Consider the following 18,491-nt stretch of genomic DNA (forward strand, 5'->3'; position numbering starts at 1 on the left):
TGCCGACCAGCCCAGCTTTGCTGTATGCGCCAGTGCACCGATACCCCAGGTAGCCCCTGTCCCAAGTACGGCTGCGCCGAGCGCAGTTCGGGTCGAGAACATAAAAGACTTCATCGATGTATTGAGCACCAAGGGAAAAGACCTCGGCCCGCAGATGCACGATCCACCGCGTTGCCTTATTCCTGGCTGGGACGAAGCCGAACAATGGGTTGTCATCACAAGACGACTCCTTCGGAGCGTGTCCTGGGTGTCGCGCCTACCCGGATAAGACGGCGCCTGTAAGCTTAGGCACCGTTCCAGCCGATATCTCGCCTGGAACAGTGGGACAGGCTAATATCCGGTCATCTCCAGATAGCCTTGTCCCGATGTGCTTCCATCAAACTCTATTGGCCCCTCCCAGTAGGGGGTTGACGTCGCCATCCAGGCTTTCTCGTTCAGGGGCTTCGTCTTTATGTCGAGGCCACGGCTGGGTATCTTCACGCTCCATTCGACCGGAATGCTCTTGCCGTTGATATCCGCGGTTCGCAACGGACTGAGCAAAACGTCGTCCGGATCGACGGGAGACGCCCTGCCATCGGCGGAAATCCAGTTGGCGGAGATGTAGCCGCTTTTGTCGTCACGCAGACGGAAGGCCATGAGTTTTTCGCCGGATTCAAGGTGAAGGGAAAACCAGTCCCATCCCGTCTGGCTCGAGGCTAGCGGTTGCGACGACCATTCCCGATCGAGCCACGCCTCGCCCGTTACCTCATGGGTTTCACCATCAAGAAAGACGCTGCCGCTGACACTGTAGAATGGCTGGGAGTAATAATAGCTTGCTTGGCCCTCTGCCGATTTAACCGAGTAGCCGTTGTCCCCCTGACGCACCAAAGGCCCGTGGGCTTGAAGTTTCAGACGATACCGGAAGCTCTCGCCACTGGCGTTCAAATCAAGCTGATCGAGGTCGTCCCGTGCATTGTCAGTTCCTGCCTTCATTTGCCAATTGTCAATCCAGGCGTCGAAGGGTTCGCCTTTGACCCCCGCCTGTCCCACGCCTCCCCGCGCCAGCCGTTCGGCAACATGGTGACGGCTGGCAGTCGTCACGGCTGCGTGGCCAATCCAAATTTGAGGGTCGGACCATCCGGGGCGCTCGACAGGTTCAAGCGCAGAACGAAAGAGTGTCCATTGGACGCCCATGCGCCGTCCATCGGCCGTCTGCAGATTTGCAGTAACGTACCACCACTCGATCCTGAAACCGGGATGTGCCTTGTGGTCTTTTGGAAAGACGATTTCAACGCCGCGTGTGGGAATGCTGAAGCCTTCGGCATTTGACCCGAGGCCCGCAAAGCCTTGCCCCATGACCGGCGTGGGCAAGGAAGTGCATGAACCGCAAAGGAGCAGGAGGACGGCTTTAGCGTTCACTGGCGAATATCCTCAGAAGATCGGCCGGCGCGGTTTTAGCAAGCCGTCGAACAGGGATCAGGACCGAAATGATGGCGGCGAGCAGGGCAACAAGACCCAGCCTCAGCCAGTCTAGCGGAAACAGGATCAGCGGCAGTCGCCATCCAAAAGCCTCCACATTGATGATTGCCAGCAAAACCCAGGCCAGTCCCAGCCCGACAGGAATGGCGGCAATGAATGTCACAAGCCATAGAGCAAGAGTTCGCAGGACCTCCAGCATCGCAAGGTCGCGGCGACGAAGTCCAAGTGCCCAGACAGGAGCAAGCTGCGGCAATCGAAGCGAAGCGAGCGTAAGCTGGCTCGAAAACATGGCAAAACCCGCCACCGCGAGCGTGAGCACATTAAGCGCGCCGGTGACCGCAAACGTCTGTTCGAAGATTGCAGCAGACTGCCGTTTCAGCGAGGCCTGGTCGACAATATTGGCTTCGGGTAGCCCGAACTCCGTCATGAGGCGTTGTCTGAAGCCCGCAACCTCCTGTGGCTGCATGCGAAGGCCGTATCTCAGCTTTTCCACGTCCCGGTAGTGCTGGACAAGGGCATCAAGACCAATGATGATTTCGCCCCTCGGATTGCCATAGTCGGAAAACACCCCGACGACGCGGGCTTTCCAGCCACCTGGCATTTCTATCTCTGCGCCGGGCGACGCCTTTCCTGACCTCCAGAACTGTTCGTTGACCAGTGTACCCTTCCCGCTCGCAATCTCGTCCCATATTGCGGGCCCGCCCGAAATCAACGGCCAATGATCCCTGTATGTCGCATCGTCAGCGACGCCGAAGATGCGGACCTTCTGCCCCGAAATTTCCCCTTCCGTACTCCAGATGGGCAGAACCGCCCTTGCGTGGTGGGGAAACCACTGCCGCAGACGCGCAGCTTCAGCCTCGTCACGGGCCGTCACATAGACCTCTGCGGCCAGGCGCTGATCGAGCCATCCCACAAAGGTTTGCCTGAAGCTTGAGACCATGGTGCCGACCCCGATATTGGCCGACAAAGCGAGCAGCAATGCCATCAGCGCAAGGGAAAGACCTGGCAGCTGCTGGCGCGTATCGGCGAAAAACCAGCGGGTCAGTCCGTGTCCGGAGATGTGTTCGGCCACTCTCATGCCCAGTGCCAGCAAGGTTGGAAGAATGAGTGCAGCGCCCAGAAGAAGCGCTGCAAGCACTGCGAAACCTGAAATGAGACCGCCGCCCAGCAGCACAAGCGCGCCGGATACAAAAAGCAGAACCATCCCGGCGGCCGCCTGATGGAGGAGGCTTTTCGTGGACACCATCGCCCACGCCCTGCCCTGTGCCGTGGACAGTATCGGCATCCGCCAGACGCGGAGGAGATGTTGAAGCGAGGAGAGCCCGGTCCCCACCAGCGCCATTGCAAGGCCGGCGATCCACCATTCAGGCCGCAGCGAGAGTGAACCGGCAACACTGGCCCCGTAAAGGCCACGCAAGGTCGCGGCCACGCCCGGCAATAGAGCCGATGCGACAACGTAGCCGACGACAATGCCCAGCGCTCCCGATACCAGCGCAAAGAGCGCGGTTTCGATAACCAGCATCGCGGTCAGGGAGCGAAGCGAGACCCCGAGCGACCGTATGGTCCTGAACGTGCCACGCCGTTGCTCGAACGACAGGCCCGTTGCGGAATACACGATGAAGAGACCGACAACGAAGGCAAGAAAACCAAAAGCCGTCAGGTTGAGATGAAAACTGTCCGTGAGGCTTGCGACGTCGGGCCTGCTTCTTGCCTGTTCGAGGGAAAGTTCAGGGGCTATGTTTCCGATCGTCGGAAGATCGGGGTCTTGCGATGGCGAAACGATAAGCCGGCTCAGTTCACCATTGCGTTTCAACATGCGGTCAGCCGTGGAAATATCGACGAATGCTGCGCCATCGGGGAGATCCGCTCGTGCCTTAATGGTAAGGCCAGAGGTATCTTTCAATGTGGCAGCCGTTGCAGGCGAAACGATCATCTGTCCGGGCGTCTGAATGAATTCCACCAGCCCGGACGGATCAGATGGTGCAGGCACCATTCCGTCCGACGGCATGGTCAGGGGGTCGATGCCGATAAGCCTGATACGCGTCGTACCAAACCTGTAATCGCCTTCAATGATCGGAGAGACGTGCAAACCCGCCCTTCGAAGCCGGGCATATGTTTGCGAGGAAATTCTGCCGCCGTCCTTTGCCACCAGTTGATCCAGCTGGTTTTGCGCCAGGACCGAGGCCGCCCGGTCATAACTTGCTCTGGCTTCGGCATTGATTGCCTGGACCGCGCACCAGAGGCCGGTTGCAAGCGTGACGCCGACAATGAGAGTGAGAAGCTGAAGCGGTCGGTAGCGCCAGTGTGAGAGCAGCGCCCGGAAAGCGGTCCAGTTCATTGCGAAACCTTCCCGCCACTCAGCGCGATACGCCGATCGAGTTTTACCGCCAACCGGCTGGAATGGGTCACCAGGAGGAGTGTGATCTGCGCGGACTTTGTCAGTCTCAACATAATATCGATGACGATATCAGCCGTCGCCTCGTCGAGATTACCTGTCGGCTCATCGGCAAGAATGAGGGGCGGTCTTGCCGCAAGCGTACGTCCGATCGCCACCCTTTGCTGCTGACCGCCGGAGAGCTGTTCGGGATAGCGTGCAAGCAGCTCTCCGATCCCCAGCGCCTCGACCAGGCTTTTTTCCCAGACCGGGTCGAAACGGCCCGCCAGCCGGGCGTGAAACGAGATATTGGATCCGACATCGAGGCTCGGAATGAGATTGAACTGCTGGAAGATTAAGCCCACCTCCCGGCGTCGGAAGCTCGCTCGACCGGCCTCGTCGAGATCGGTTATTTTCCGACCCCTCACCGTGATGATGCCACTGTCGGGCAAATCAAGGCCGCCGGCCAGATGCAAAAGCGTACTCTTTCCGCTGCCGGATTCCCCCGTAAGGGCAAGACTTTCGCCGGCTTCAAGTGAAAGGTCGACGCCGTTCAGGACCGGGATATTGCCTTCGGCTGTCTGGTAGGATTTCTTGATGCCGGAAAGTGAAAGGACCATGGCTCTTCGATCTCTGCTTCGTCCTATATGGACCGATATGCTGGCGGATCTCAACCGGTTTAGATACCGATATTCCAAGCGCAGCCTTAACGATCGCACTGTTTCTGGCTGTAAAGTCGCCCTCCCCTCTGACGTCTCCCCCCTCCCGTTCCGAGCGTGAGATGGCACCCGACACAAAAAACACTCGTCGTAGCCTTCCGACAGTCATGGCGGCTCCAAGGGGCCGGATTGACCGACGAACTACATGATCAACGTGACGGTCTATGTCGCAGCGCCTTCGATCATTTCTGAGCCGGGCAAAAGTGAGCGGCGTGGCGCTGAAGGCTGCCGAGGCAAAATTTCCTCAAAACTTGGGAGTATCCATGTCAGTCACGGGCATCCGATCACGTTGGCTCACATGACAGGCGCATACAGGCTTCACCCTGTTGAAGAATTGTCCTATGCTGTGGAAACATGACAGGCGGTGTGCATCCGGACGGCGAGGGTCGCCAAGGCAGTGTCCGGCCACAAGCAACTTCTAAACTCGGCCGGACTCTCATTGGAGAGTCGTCATGTCGGAACAATCTTTTGCAACGCCGTCCTTGCCGTTCGTACGTGTAGAAACCTGCGACGGAATACACGCCGCTGTCGCCTTTGAGGTGATGCGTGACCACTATGGGGTTTATGCTGCGACAGCCGCGGCATGGTGCGCCATAGAAGCACGTGGCGACGGTAAGGATGACCATTATCGTTTCTGGTTTGGTCTTTTTTGCGATCTTCGCAAGGCGTCCCCGGTCTTCTCTCTTCAGTTGCCACCAGCCTTCAACATTCCAGGAATTTCTGAGTGCTCCGGAATTCCGTCCGCGGAGAACAGGTGTGACTGCCTCTCGGTGCTGCTCAAATCCCGGCATGTCGGAAACGCAATTATTCGCGAAATACGATCAATAATAAAAAACTAATATTGGATTTGGCGCGGCAGCGTAGCCAATGTCTGCCAGCAAATTGCGAAAAATCAATCCATTACGAGGGCGAACGATGAAACGTGGAATCCTGTTTGTTACATTTGTAGCAGCAACCGGCCTGGTCAGATCTGCAGACGCAGAGCAGTTGATCGTCAACAGCTACGGTGGACCTTACGAAGATATCATCCGGGATAGGATCATCGAGCCCTTCGAAAAAGAATTCGGCGTGAAGGTTATCTACGACGCGGTTGGATCCGCGTCGCAAGACTACGCGAAAATCAAGGCGACGCGTGGACGACCGGGCTTCGATGTCGTCGTCATGACTGCCTCGCAGTCTCTTGATGGCTGCCGCGATGGTCTTCTGGAGAAGTTTTCGCCGGAAACCGTACCCAACATTGCGAAACTCAACCCTGAAATCAGCAGGATCGCCGGCCCCTGCGGTGCTGTCCACGAAATTCAGTACCTGTCGCTTCTGTGGCGTAGTGACAAGCTCAAATCCACACCAACCTCCTGGTCGGCATTTTTCAGCGAGGAACTGAAGGGCAAGGTTATCCTTCCAACGTTCCAGAACATCATGGCTGCCTATCTCATGGAGATCATGTCGGTTGCGAACGGTGGCGATCTTATCGACAACGTCGATCCCGGCTTCGAGGCGATGGGCAAACTTGCAAAACAATCGATCGGCTTCGAACAGTCTTCCTCAATCATGGAGAATTACATGAAAGAAGGCCAAGTCTGGGCCATGCCATTCTGGAACGGGCGTGCGCAGTTGCTCGTCGACAGCGGTTTACCGGTTGATTACGTAAGGCCCACGGAAGGGACGATCCCGCTCGTTGCGACATTGAATGTGCCGATTGGCGCCCGCAATAAAGAAATGGCGAACAAATTCGTCAATTTCTTTCTCGAGAAATCCAGCCAGGAGGCGTGGGTCACGGGCTACAATGTCGGCAGCGCCCGCACTGATATCGATGTTCCCGATGATGTTCGCGCCCGTCAGATCACCACCGAGGACGATCTAAAGACCCTTCTTCTCCCTGATCTTTCCACCGTCGCAGCCAAACTGCCGGAATGGGGAGCTCGCTGGGAGCGTGAAGTGATCGCGGCAGCGAAATAAGGGAGGGCACAATGACAACGCTGGAACTCCTGTCGCCACTTGAACCTGCACGACGCCGGGCCTTTACGCTGCGGCCCTATCTTTCTCTAGTGCCACCTGCAACGGTACTTTTGATCTTCTTTGCTGTGCCAATGGGCATGATGGTCGGGATGAGCTTTCAAGGAGCCGATGATGAGGCGTGGACAACAGCCAACTATCAGCGGTTTTTTTCCGACGATCTGATGCTGGCTGGTCTTGGCCGGACGATGCTCATGTCCGGTCTGGTTGCCATTTGCGTGACCGTTATGGCCTATCCGCTCGCATATTACCTGGCACGTTCGACGTCACGCTGGCGCACAGTCGTGTTTGCACTTGCGATTGCGCCCGAACTTGCCGGTGTTGTGCTGCGCACTTACGGCTGGCTGGTAATCCTGGAGGACCACGGCTTTGTGAACTCGATGCTGATATGGGCAGGGTTGATCTCTGACCCACTGCCACTGTCGAGAAGCATGTTCGGCGTCGTCGCTGGTCTGACGCATGTCGTTCTGCCCTTCGGGGTTCTTTCCTTGCTGACAAGCCTGCAAGGCATCAATCCCAATCTCGAAAAGGCCGCGCAAGTCCTGGGGGCCTCGCGTCCGGCCGTGCTGCGCCATATCGTTTTGCCGCTTTCCATTCCAGGCATCGTCAGTTCGCTGCTCATCGCTTTCACGATGGCTGCTAGTGCCTATGCGACCCCGGCACTCCTCGGCGGTGCGGGCTTCAAGGTACTCGCAACGATGGTCTACGAGCAGGTCCTTTTCTACATCGACTGGCCGTTCGCTGCGGTGATGGCGAATGTGTTGCTGGCGGCAATGCTTGTCGCAGTCTTCATTGGCTCTCGCATTGAAGGGCGCCTCCATAACAAGCTGCATCTCTAGGAGAATGACGTGAACCGGTTTTTGTCGATTACCTTCAAGACTTCGCTGGCGCTCATCCTTGCATTCATCACGCTCCCGCTCCTGGTGGTGCTGGTGGCATCCGTGAGCCCGACCGCAAAGATCGTTTTTGCACCATCGCTCTGGACAACGCAGTGGTATGGCGCGCTCTTGACCAGCCGCTGGATCGACCCGTTTTTGCTCAGCGTCGAGCTCGCGCTGATTGTAACGGTTCTTAGCGGACTGTTCGGGCTTCTGGCAGCCTTCGCGGTCGCCTACGAGAAATGCCCGGGCCATGCCGCTATCATGTCCTTCCTATTGTCTCCGCTTTCCGTCCCGCAGATCGTCAAGGGGGTGGCAATCGTCCTGTTCCTTTCGTCGACCGGGTTTTATGGTCTTCTCGGAACGCCCGGCCTGATCATCGCACACGTCATACTCACCTTGCCATTCGTTGTGCGGATGATCGCAGGTGCAATGTTCAATTTCGACAAACGGCTTGATCTTGCGGCGCGTGTTCTGGGTGCAAGCAAGCTGCAAAGGATCCGCTATATCCTGCTGCCCTTGATCAAGCCCGGCCTTTTTTCAGGAATGACCTTCGCGTTCATTCTCTCCTTCAACAACATTCCCCTGTCGGTCTTCCTCGTCCGGCCTGGCGAAACGACACTTCCCATTACCGTTATCAATCACCTTGAATACAGCCTCGATCCGGTTCTGGCGGCAGTCAACGTCACCTCCCTCTTCTTTATCCTCGCGGCCGTCTTTCTCTTCGAGCGGATCGGCGGTTTTTCGACACAGATACATGGTGGAAGCAAATGAGCACAATGGACATAGAACTGATCGCGATTACCAAGAATTACGGTGCCAACCGCGTCGTCGACAATATTGATCTTTCGATCCCGGCAGGCGAATTCGTCAGCATCCTGGGTCCGTCCGGTTGCGGCAAGACAACGACCCTGAACATGATCGCGGGCTTCTCGGATCCTTCCAGCGGAGATATCCGGATCCGGGGGCAAAGCCAGCTGGGTGTCCCCCCGGAAAAGCGCGGGATCGGACTGGTTTTTCAGAACTACGCCTTGTTCCCGCATATGACGGTTGCCGAAAATGTCGCCTTTGGCCTGAAAATGAAAGGTTGCCCACGAGATAAAACCGAGGCCGAGGTGCAGTCGGCCTTGAAACGTGTGCATCTCGAGGGTCTCGAACAGCGATATCCCAAGGAATTATCCGGCGGTCAGCAACAACGCACTGCGCTTGCCCGAGCGATCGCGCCGAAACCGTCGCTCCTTCTTCTAGATGAGCCCTTGTCTAACCTGGACCTCAAACTGCGAGAGGCGATGCGTATTGAGCTCAAAGAAATCCAGGAGGAGCTCGGAATGACTTTCATTTATGTCACCCACGACCAGGACGAGGCAATGGCGATGTCTGACCGCATCGTGGTCATGCATGGTGGCCTTGTGGCGCAAGAGGGTAAGCCGGACGATATTTATGACCGTCCACAGTCGCGTTTTGTCGCTGATTTCATCGGGAAATCAAATCTGCTTCCGATCGTATCCCTGAGACGGGATGAAGCAGCGACGATTGCTGTTGTCGAGGGCGGTCTTGAACTGATCGTCGTGTCGCCGGAAAATCCCGATGTCGTCCGGTACTGTTGCCTGCGACCGGAAGCCGTCCGTCTCACGCCCCGGGGAACCGAATTACCCTCCCCTGCCAATACGTTCAATGGAACCGTAACCAGGATCGTCAACCTCGGGGCGTATCGTGATTGCTTCGTCACCCTGACGAACGGGACCGTTCTCAAGTCACTCGTGCGATCGACGCGGCTGCCCGATTTGAGGGTCGGTCATCCTGTCCGTCTCTCAATTGATCCCGAGGCTGTACAGCTACTTGAAGATTGAATTGATCGTGTATTCCTATCAATGCACTGAAATTGATATTGGAGATACGAAGGTCAGTAACGCTACTCTTCCCTTGCAGAGATGGAAATTTCCAAGGAAGGAACAGGAAATGCTCAACACTCAAAGAATATCGGCCGTACAGGACGGAAGCAACGTTTGTGCCGACATCGTCGGGTTCGACTTCAACAACTATGACGAAAGGGACATTGAAGAAGTTCGCAAATACTGGCTGCACTACGGCGTTCTTCGTTTCAAGGCCGCTAACATCACTGACGAGCAGCAAGTCGCTTTCTCCCGTCACTTCGGCGAGTTCGTCATTCACCCCAAGCAGTTGCAGGAGGGTGGACATCCGACACACAAGGAAATCCTTGTTATCGCCAATACCATGAAAGACGGCAAGCCTTCCGGTGCCATGGGCAACAGCGAGGCGACCTGGCACACGGATACCTGGTTTTACGAGCGCCCGCCAGCAGGTGCAATCTTGCGTGCGGTGGAGGTGCCGGCGGAAGGTGGGGACACCTACTTTCTCTCCACCTATCGCGCCTACGATGCATTGCCGGAAGAGTTTCGCAAGGCAATCGATGGCAGGCAGATATTCTTCCAGAACGTCTACGACAAAACCGGGAAATTGCGGCTTGGCAAGGTGAAGCCTGCCAGCAAGGATTTCCGGGAATGGAACGGTATTGTCCATCCGCTGGTGCGCACTCACGCGGAAACCGGTCGCAAGGCGCTTTATCTTGGTGGAACGGCTGAAGGTGCATGGATCGTCGGGATGCCACTTGATGAAAGCGATGACCTGCTGAAGCGCCTGTGGCAGCACACGACCGAAACAAGCGAGGTTTTTGTCCAGAAGTGGACGAGAGGCGACATCATGATGTGGGACAATCGTTGCACCATGCATCGCCGGGATTCTTTTGATCCCAACACGATCCGGATCATGCACCGGACCACGACCTCCGGCGAACGTCCGGTCTGATCGTCTCAAGCTTAAGAAAAGCGACCTTAATCATGCAAGAGTACCGGATAGAAAAGGGAGGGGCTCCCCTTCCAACGGACCTTTGTGTCCTGCTGCAGGATGTTGAAACTGCAACGATCGGACATACCGAGCATTTTGGCTTTCTCAACACAGGCATCCGTCCGGTCCTTCCTGCGAAGGTCATCGGGCAGGCATTGACCGTCGCGGCACCAGGCCGCGACGGAGTGATCATCTATAAGGCGATCGACCTCATCCGGCCCGGCGATATTCTCGTTATCGCGCGGGTTGATGGGGACGATATCGCCTGTGTCGGCGGCGGCGTCGCGACAGCAGCAAAAGCGCGTGGCGCTGCTGCAATTATCGTGGACGGACCATGCACTGATGTCGAGGAAATCGTCGCGTCAGGCCTGCCGGTCTGGTGTTGCGGAGTTTCGGCAAAAACGACGAACCGGGCATTCCGGACTGGTGGCTCCATCAATGTTCCCGTCGCCTGCGCCGGCACCGCGGTGCTTCCCGGTTTCGCGGTCCTCGCAGACACTTCCGGGATCTTCGTCGCAGACCGTTCACGGATGCGCAGCCTGGCTGAGGCGGCGCTGAAGCGTCAAGAACGGTCCGCTCGGCTGCGTGCCCATCTTGCGGCAGGCCATTCAATCTTCGCGTACGATGAGGGGCAATCCCAATGAAAATATCGCTCATTCAAATGAACTCCCAGCCGGACCGCAGGGCAAATTTGCGTCAGGCGCAGGCTTTGATGCTCAAGGCCGTCAAGGAGGAGGTGCCGGATCTGATAGTCCTGCCGGAACATTTCGATTGGTCAGGCGGTACCGCCGCGGAAAAGCTGGCGGCGGCAGACTACATGCCCGGTGGTGCAGCTTACCGGATGGCGCAGGAATTTGCTTGCCGGCACGGATTATGGCTCCATGCCGGCAGCATGCTCGAGCGTGTTCCCGGGGAAGAGCGAATATACAACACCACCGTTGTGTTCGATCCCGAAGGCAGGGAAGTCGGCCGCTATCGCAAGATTCATCTTTTCGACATTGTGGCTCCCGACGGCAAGGCCTATCGCGAGTCCGTCACGGTCGCACCAGGGCACGACCTTTTTGTCTACGAGGCTGGTGGCTTCCGGATCGGAGCCGCCATCTGCTACGACCTCCGGTTTTCCCGCCTGTTCGATCAACTTGCCGAGAACAAGGTCGATCTGGTCATTCTGCCGGCTGCCTTCACGATGCAGACCGGAAAGGATCATTGGGAGGTCCTTTGCAGGGCACGCGCCATCGAGTTCCAGGTCTATTTCGCCGCGTGCGGCCAATGGGGCAGTTACCTTGCCGCCGGCGGCGAGACCCGGCAGTGTTTCGGCAACTCTCTGGTTTGCGATCCGTGGGGACAAGTCATCGCCCGCGCCTCGGATGGAACCGGCATTGCAACGGCACGGCTGGACATCCAACGAATAAATGATGTGCGCCGGCTTATTCCGATGGAGCGCCATCGTCAGCAGTTTCCAAGCGCAGCATCCCGGGCAGGTCTTGCTGAAACGCCGTCACCAACAGCTCAACATCTAGTAGTCGAAAATGCTGCCTGCGACGGGCTATGTTCGACTTGCCGCAGCAAGACAGACCTGCCTGCCTCGTGTGAATAGTCGAGAGAGCGCCATGACGACCCCCGCAACGCAGACCCTTGCCGAATGCCTCGTGAATGCGTGTTTTGAGAACCTTCCGCCGGACGTGGTAGAGAAAGCAAAGCTCTGCCTGATGGACTCGGTCGGATGCTTTTTCGGCGGTCACCAAACCCCGGTCGCTCCGGGCCTGGAACAGCTTTCGGCGGACATCGCCGGAGGTTCCGCTAACCCTCCCGGTCCGGACCCCGCCTGGCACGCATTTCAGTACGCGACTCTGGCCAACGCCCTTGACCTCGATGACATCTACTGGAAGGGGCATCCCGGGGCGACAGTGGTTGCTGCCGCTCTCGCAGTTGCCAACCGGTCGCGCTCCACAGGGCGCGACCTGATTGCTGCAATCGTCGCCGGTTACGAGGTGGGATGCCGCATCGGCATGTCGCTCCGCCACAACAGACCGCGCAAGACCGTCCATGGCCATGGCACCTGGCAAATATTCGGCGCAGCCGCCGCGTCGGCGAAACTGCTGAAACTCGATCATAAGCAAGCGGCCCATGCCCTGGCAATCGCGGCTGTCAATGCACCTGTGGCGTCGGTCATGAAGACCGTTTACGGGGCCGCACCGACAATGGCGAAAAACAATTTTGCGACCGCAGCAATGGGTGGCGTCAACGCAGCCTTTCTTGCTCGTGCCGGATTTGAAGGGCCTCTTGACGTTTTCGAAGGAGACACCGGTTTCTGGCGGATGGCGGGAGCCGATGGCGTCGACCTGTCGCAGCTGAAAATCGGGCCCGGTATTCGCTACGAAATACAAGACGTCGGCTTCAAGGCGTTCAGTTGCTGCAGGATCATTCAAAGCAGCGTCGAAGCTGCTGTTGAGGCATTCGCCGTCGCGGCTGTTCACGGCAACGGTCATGACGTCAGGGAAGTCGAGGTCTTCGCTTCCGAGATCGTCTGCCGTCCCCCGTTCAATGATCCCCAACCCCGCGACATCTGGGCGGCCCAGTTCAGCGCACCTTTTTCAATCGCCATGGGCGTGCTCGGACACGCTGCCGGTCCGGAATGGTTCGAGCCTTCCCGTTTCCTGGATCAAACAGTGCGCGAGCTGACGTCAAAAATCCAGCTCTTTCCTCTGAGACCCACGGATCGATTGAGCCATCATCACGGGGCAAAGGTCCGTCTTCACCTGCTCGACGGCCGCGTGGTGGAGGCCAATGTCGAGGTTGCAAAGGGCGATGCTGCCAATCCACTTTCGCCTTCGTTTCTGGAGAAGAAGTTTTTGCGCCTGTCGGCGGGGCGTTTGCATGGGAACGCAAAACTGGAAATGCTGCAGTTCCTCAAGCAGCTCGAGTTGAAAGACGACCTGCTGTTTCTGCTGGACACGATCCGCACACCAAGAGGCGTGCCTCAGTCCATGGACAGCCCTATGTAACCGGAATGAATATTGTCGCATAAAAGATAGCTAATCTTGGCTTTATTTCCCGCTGATTCCTGCTGAAATCCTCTCGTTCGGATGTTCGAGGAGGAACTCGCATGAGTGGAGGAATTATCAGTCCAAGCCTGTCAGACATACCGTGTTACTGCGCGACAGATATCGCCGGGAACGAGGCTCTCCTTGATGGCAAGATCGTCCATGAGGTTGCCGGCAAAGCATGGGACGACATTGCGCGCGGTTCCGCGTACGGCACGAAATCCGTGCTGTCCATCACCCCCGGAGAGATTGACAGGCATCCCTTGATCAAGGATGCAGTATCGCTGGAGGAGCGTCTTGGCTGGAAGTTGTCCTGCCTTTCAAGCGTCAACAGCCGCTATGGGGCAGTGAAAATCGTGGGCGCGAACGCCCTCAATCGCCAGCTCGGTCTTCCACGGTCACGGTCCACGATTGTCCTCCTGGACAAATTCACCCTCCTTCCTCTTTGCCTGCTCGATGGAACCGACATCTCCGCCGCCAGGACGGCGAGTTATGCGACGCTTGTTCTTGAACGACTGCTCGCGCGCCGTCGAGATATGTCTATCTTCCTGTTCGGCGCCGGACCGATTGCTGAAAAAATCGTTCTGGCGCTTGATCGATGCCACGGGGAAAAGATTTGCGAAGTCTTTATCCGTAGCCGCACAGTTGACTCAGCCATACGGTTCGCGAGATCGCTGGAAAAGACGGTAACCTTCGACATGATTCCCGTTCGGGACAACGCCGATCTCGGTCGATGCGATTTTGTGATTACTGCATCAAACGCCAAAGCTCCCGTCTTCGAGGCCAGTGAGATAGGCGACGCTCCCGTGCTTCATCTGGGTGGAGATGAAACACCCACGGGACATTTGGAACGGGCGCTGCGGTGCGGTAGCGTTCTGTGTGACGACGTGGAGATGGTGTCGCGTCGTGGTTCGCAAAGCCTCGCGCTTCACTTCTCGCGGAAAGGAACGACGCTGGAGCAATTGGGACCACTTCTCGGCATCCGGTCAATTACGGCGGTTCTGGATCCGTCTGAGATCGCACAGGAAAAACCTGTCCACATCACCTGTGTCGGTTTGCCCATGCTGGACCTTTATGTGGCCGCACATGTCTATGAGGCTTTGTCAGGCGTCACTGATGATAACGCCGGCGGAGCGACGGTTGTTGAAGCGCCCCACTGAGAGATGCTCCCATGTATATGACGAAGCTCCTCGCCGAATGCATTGCTGACGGTGTTTTCCATACCGTGCCGGTAGAGGTGAGGAACAAGGCACTGTGCTGCCTGCTCGACGCCGCGACCTGCGCTCTCGCCGGCAAACATACCACCGGATCGACAAGCGCCAGACTTGTTGCCAGCCGAATTTTCGGTCTCGGAAACGCGGCCCTTTGGTTTTCGGAGCATCGCTTATCGACCATCGGCGCCGCCTTCGCCAACTCGGCTTCTGTTTGCGCCCTTGATTTTGATGATGGTCATCGTGCCGCGCGCGGACATCCAGGTGCTGCGGTGATCCCTGCTGTTCTGGCCACCTCCGCGGACGGGGCAATCGACGCGGACGAATTCGTCGCTGCGATCGTCGCCGGCTACGAGATCGCCATTCGGATCGCCGCCGCACAAAATCTTGAGACCATAAAAAGTCGCCAAAGCGGTCTCTGGGCCGGCTATGGTGCGGTCGCTGCAGCCGGCAGTATCAATCGCACACGCGCTGATCATCTTGCCCAAGCCTTGGCGATCAACGGTGTATGGGCCCCCAATCAGGCGGCAAATGGAAGTTCCGGCTATTCGAAGCTCACCGGGAATCATGCGAAAGAAGGAATCCCGTGGAGCGTCCTCACTGGCCTCACCGCACTCGAATTGGCCGAAACGGGGTTTACGGGCCCAGAAGATATTCTCGATCACGCTTCCCATTTTGACAGGGATCGTATCGAGAACGGGCTTGGTCTGACCTGGGAAATCCTGGGGACCTATTTCAAGCCGTATTCCTGTTGCCGCTATATCCATCCGGCCATCGATGCAACGCTGGACCTCATGCAAAGCCGGGGACTCGAGCCGGCAGACGTACTGTCAATCGAGGTCCACACATTCCAGTGGGCTCAGCGGCTGCAAAACAAAGTCATACCGAAAACTCTCGTGGAGGCTCAATACAGTTTGCCTTTTTGTCTGGCAGCGGCCGTCCGTCGTGGCGCCTCTGCGCTGGCGCCCATCGATGAGCGACTTCTCGATGACCGGGAAATCTGTTCCCTTGCCGGTGCCGTTACCCTGGCCCTCGATGAACAGATCGACGAAAAATTTCCGTCAGAAACGTTGGCTAGAGTGACATTAACCACTCCTTCGGGCGAAATAACCTCCACCACCGTTATGCCGCGTGGCGATGCGGGCCGACCGATGCTTTGGGACGACCTTGGGGAGAAGTTCCATGAGGTGTGCAAGGGCAAAATGAGTGCAGCGCGTGAGGACGTTTTCGACACGGCGATTGACCAGCTCAAGTATGGTGATCCTCTGCCGTTCCTGCGAGAGATTTCGGCCGACCTGTGATTATTGATCGCTTCGCTTGGCCGTAGAAGCGCCCGAACTATTGCCTTTGATCGTTCCATTCCAGACCACCACCTTGCCACGGATGATGACGTGACGGACGCGGCCCAGGTTGACACGATCGACGATCGCGAGATCGGCGCGCCTGCCCTTCTCGATCAAACCGCGATCGCTTGCCAATTGTGGAAAGGCGCGTGCGACGTTCCCGGTCGCCAATGCGACAGCTGCAGCCGGTGACATCTGCTTCTTGTTAACAATGCGCTGGATTGCCACGAGGATGCTGTCCCAATGGCCGCCGGCATAGTCAGTCGAGATCGTATCGACGCATCCGGCCTCGATCAGGGCGTCGAAATTCGCCGGATTATTGCGCCAACGAGTCTGGATGCTGTCAAGCGTTGAGACATCGATGGTGACGCCACGCCGTCGCAGTTCGTGGGCGAATGACACGGATTCATCCGGCAGAAACATCGGATGGTTCGTATGACCCGCGACGATGTTTGCGTGGGGGTATTTCTCAGCGACTTCGATCAGACGTTGGACCGACGGCGCAGAATTGTGAAAAATCGCCGGGAAGCCCACACGCGCGGCTTCTCGCGCCACCTCCTCAAAGCCTCTCAGCGCGAGGTCGACCGGTGGCATTACGGACGCGAGAATGACCTGACGGACGGTTCGCACGCTGCAGACATCGGACAGACCGCATTCGTTGAGTATCTCCTGCAATTCGCGATCGGAAACTCCATCCTCGACTTTCAGGTATCGGCCGACCACGGCATTTCGCAACTGGCGTGAAACCAGAGGTGATACCTCCCGTCCCGTCGCCCGTTTCATCGCCTCGGGAATGAACCGATATTCCTGTGCACCGCCTCCCAGTGTCTGGCCCCCGCCAACCTCGCCAAGGGCTTTTGCTCCTTGAGACAAAGCATCATCGATGGATGCATGTCGATGTCGTTCGGAAAGACCGGCACCATCGATTGCCAAGGCGGCTTCGATATTGGAAGGGGTATGCGCTGTGGAGATATGGACATCAAGCGGATGTGGATCGACCTCAAACGCCTCATCAGGCAACGCCAACCCGCATACATTCAACAATGTCGACGTCCCTTCGAGAAGGTGCCTGTTCCTGTTCCAGACGATCACGTCCCTATCGACAGGAGACGACCCGCTCGGCATAGATGGCCCGCACACGCAGCCATGGGCATGCGCATTGATAACGCCCGGGATAATCGTGTGGCCGTGAGCGTCGATGACGTCGATCTCATCAGGATTGATGGATATATCTCCTGGCTGGACGAAAACAATTCTGCCCTCTCCGATACCGATGGATGCATTTTCATGAAATGTCGCGCCATCTCCCGTTATCACGGAAGCACCGCGTATGATCCTGTCGAGCCGATTATGAGACATTGCGATCGTCCCCCAAACCGTCTGGAGCCTGACGCGCATGGGATTCCAGAATGTAGCCGACACCCCGGACGGTGCGGATAAGATCGGGTTGCCCGTTCCCGTTCAGTCTCTTTCGCAATCGGCCTATGTGGACGTTCAGTGTGCGCTCTTCGACATGATGCAGACCTGGCCACACCGCACTCATGAGCTCCGCCCGCCGGCAAATTTCGGTCGGTCGCTCCATTAAGTACGACAACAGAGCAAATTCCAGTGGTCCCAAATGGACGTTTAGACCGTTTCTTGAAACCCGATGATGCTCGAAATCAATCTCAATGCCGCCATAGGACAACTGCCCTGATCGCACTCGAGGCAGTGCCCGGCTGAGCGTACGCTTGCGCAGATATTCAAGCAGCTTGACCGGCGCAAATGGCCGGACGAAACATTCTTCGGCGCCGGCGCGCTGCATATCGACATATTGCCCCTCGGCGCCCGCACCAATGATCGCGAGCACGGGGACGCCCGCCGTGCGATGATTTCCCTTGATCCTGTCACAGAGCTCAACCGCGGGAAAGGGATCAGGTCTGCAGTCAAGCAGTATAGCCATGACTTGGTGATCGTCGGCCAGATGCGACATTTCTTCCACGCCTCTGGCCATCCGAACCTGATAACCCTCAACTTCCAGAATATGTGAAAGGAGGAGGAAGAAGTCCGCATCAACCGAACCGATCAGGATCAATTTTTTCATCAAATGTCCTTTGCGTCGGCAGCACCCTACAAAAGCAGGGCTGTTACCTCCTGCATCGAAGCAACATACCTATAATCGACACACTACTTTCTCTCATTTTCGATGTGAAATCGACTACTAGAAGTAGTAGTCGCCAAAAGTGATGCGTTGTGGCACATTTGAAATTTATCTTTGTTATCAGGGGAGACGGTGGCCGCCGACACAGTTTGGCTACTCGCAGGACGATCATTGCAGGGACGGACATTTGACCACATCGAAGAGCGGAAAGACCAGGGATGGCTTCGTATCGAACGCTTGGCAGCGAGATCGGAAGCGTAGCGTCGCAATCGTTGAATTATCATCGCATCATCCAAACAGCGATAAACGCCTGTGCGAAACGGCTATTTTGCGTTGCCGAAGTAGATGCCTCCACCAACGGGCAACAGGCATCCGGGCTACCACGCCATCGCTGCGGTCTGGTTGGAAGCTACATAGGCCGCAACGGAAAGATGCTGCTGCCAGAC

17 protein-coding genes are annotated in these 18,491 nt (G+C 57.1%); 12 read left to right on the plus strand and 5 right to left on the minus strand.

Annotation, left to right across the window (positions count from 1 at the left end; genetic code table 11):
* Positions 1–330: 330 nt before the first annotated feature.
* From GH784_RS14720 to GH784_RS14735, 3 genes are read right to left on the minus strand one after another with little or no spacing between them, the layout of a single operon-like run.
* Positions 331–1,398: a lipocalin-like domain-containing protein gene (locus GH784_RS14720; protein WP_112153479.1), complete on the minus strand. Its 1,068-nt coding sequence runs from the start codon at positions 1,396–1,398 to the stop codon at positions 331–333.
* On the minus strand, positions 1,388–3,796 hold the full coding sequence (locus GH784_RS27155; protein ID WP_162696158.1) for an ABC transporter permease: 2,409 nt from the start codon (positions 3,794–3,796) through the stop codon (positions 1,388–1,390). Before GH784_RS27155 ends, GH784_RS14720 begins: the two co-directional genes overlap by 11 nt.
* Entirely contained in the window at positions 3,793–4,452 is a 660-nt protein-coding gene (locus GH784_RS14735; RefSeq protein WP_065660657.1) for an ABC transporter ATP-binding protein, read from the minus strand. The genes GH784_RS27155 and GH784_RS14735 overlap by 4 nt, the downstream gene beginning before the upstream one ends.
* 244 nt (positions 4,453–4,696) lie before the next feature.
* Between GH784_RS14735 and GH784_RS27275 the strand changes: the two genes are divergently transcribed.
* The 12 genes from GH784_RS27275 (at position 4,697) to GH784_RS14790 (ending at position 15,863) form a co-directional block, all read left to right on the plus strand.
* On the plus strand, positions 4,697–4,909 hold the full coding sequence (locus GH784_RS27275; protein WP_139104333.1) for a hypothetical protein: 213 nt from the start codon (positions 4,697–4,699) through the stop codon (positions 4,907–4,909).
* A 94-nt stretch (positions 4,910–5,003) separates the two neighbouring features.
* A complete protein-coding gene (locus tag GH784_RS14740) occupies positions 5,004–5,390 on the plus strand; it encodes a hypothetical protein (RefSeq protein ID WP_139104332.1) in 387 nt (128 codons plus the stop codon).
* A gap of 76 nt (positions 5,391–5,466) precedes the next feature.
* Positions 5,467–6,507, plus strand: a complete 1,041-nt coding sequence (locus GH784_RS14745; RefSeq protein WP_153793536.1) for an ABC transporter substrate-binding protein — start codon at positions 5,467–5,469, stop codon at positions 6,505–6,507.
* 11 nt (positions 6,508–6,518) lie between these two features.
* Positions 6,519–7,403: an ABC transporter permease gene (locus GH784_RS14750; RefSeq protein ID WP_194842968.1), complete on the plus strand. Its 885-nt coding sequence runs from the start codon at positions 6,519–6,521 to the stop codon at positions 7,401–7,403.
* 9 nt (positions 7,404–7,412) lie between these two features.
* On the plus strand, positions 7,413–8,216 hold the full coding sequence (locus GH784_RS14755; protein ID WP_035200942.1) for an ABC transporter permease: 804 nt from the start codon (positions 7,413–7,415) through the stop codon (positions 8,214–8,216).
* Complete coding sequence (locus GH784_RS14760; protein WP_194842969.1) at positions 8,213–9,292, plus strand: ABC transporter ATP-binding protein; 1,080 nt, start codon at positions 8,213–8,215, stop codon at positions 9,290–9,292. The genes GH784_RS14755 and GH784_RS14760 overlap by 4 nt, the downstream gene beginning before the upstream one ends.
* Before the next feature lie 109 nt (positions 9,293–9,401).
* Positions 9,402–10,268: a TauD/TfdA dioxygenase family protein gene (locus tag GH784_RS14765; RefSeq protein ID WP_003517335.1), complete on the plus strand. Its 867-nt coding sequence runs from the start codon at positions 9,402–9,404 to the stop codon at positions 10,266–10,268.
* A gap of 32 nt (positions 10,269–10,300) precedes the next feature.
* Positions 10,301–10,951, plus strand: coding sequence for an RraA family protein (locus GH784_RS14770; protein WP_112182993.1), 651 nt, complete (start codon positions 10,301–10,303; stop codon positions 10,949–10,951).
* Positions 10,948–11,904 carry a carbon-nitrogen hydrolase family protein gene (locus tag GH784_RS14775; RefSeq protein ID WP_153793537.1) on the plus strand — a complete coding sequence of 319 codons (957 nt, stop codon included), beginning with the start codon at positions 10,948–10,950 and terminating at the stop codon, positions 11,902–11,904. Before GH784_RS14770 ends, GH784_RS14775 begins: the two co-directional genes overlap by 4 nt.
* 13 nt (positions 11,905–11,917) lie before the next feature.
* Positions 11,918–13,312 carry an MmgE/PrpD family protein gene (locus tag GH784_RS14780; RefSeq protein WP_153793538.1) on the plus strand — a complete coding sequence of 465 codons (1,395 nt, stop codon included), beginning with the start codon at positions 11,918–11,920 and terminating at the stop codon, positions 13,310–13,312.
* A gap of 101 nt (positions 13,313–13,413) precedes the next feature.
* A complete protein-coding gene (locus GH784_RS14785; protein WP_113049194.1) occupies positions 13,414–14,511 on the plus strand; it encodes an ornithine cyclodeaminase in 1,098 nt (365 codons plus the stop codon).
* Positions 14,512–14,522: 11 nt separating this feature from the next.
* On the plus strand, positions 14,523–15,863 hold the full coding sequence (locus GH784_RS14790) for an MmgE/PrpD family protein (RefSeq protein WP_153793539.1): 1,341 nt from the start codon (positions 14,523–14,525) through the stop codon (positions 15,861–15,863).
* Here GH784_RS14790 and GH784_RS14795 read toward each other — a convergent pair whose 3' ends face one another.
* Positions 15,864–17,264: an amidohydrolase family protein gene (locus tag GH784_RS14795; RefSeq protein WP_065703094.1), complete on the minus strand. Its 1,401-nt coding sequence runs from the start codon at positions 17,262–17,264 to the stop codon at positions 15,864–15,866.
* A complete protein-coding gene (locus GH784_RS14800) occupies positions 17,254–17,988 on the minus strand; it encodes a response regulator transcription factor (RefSeq protein WP_065703092.1) in 735 nt (244 codons plus the stop codon). Before GH784_RS14800 ends, GH784_RS14795 begins: the two co-directional genes overlap by 11 nt.
* Positions 17,989–18,491 lie beyond the last annotated feature (503 nt).

This window comes from Agrobacterium tumefaciens (assembly GCF_009649785.1).
In the GTDB taxonomy this organism is placed as follows: Bacteria; Pseudomonadota; Alphaproteobacteria; order Rhizobiales; family Rhizobiaceae; genus Agrobacterium; species Agrobacterium tumefaciens.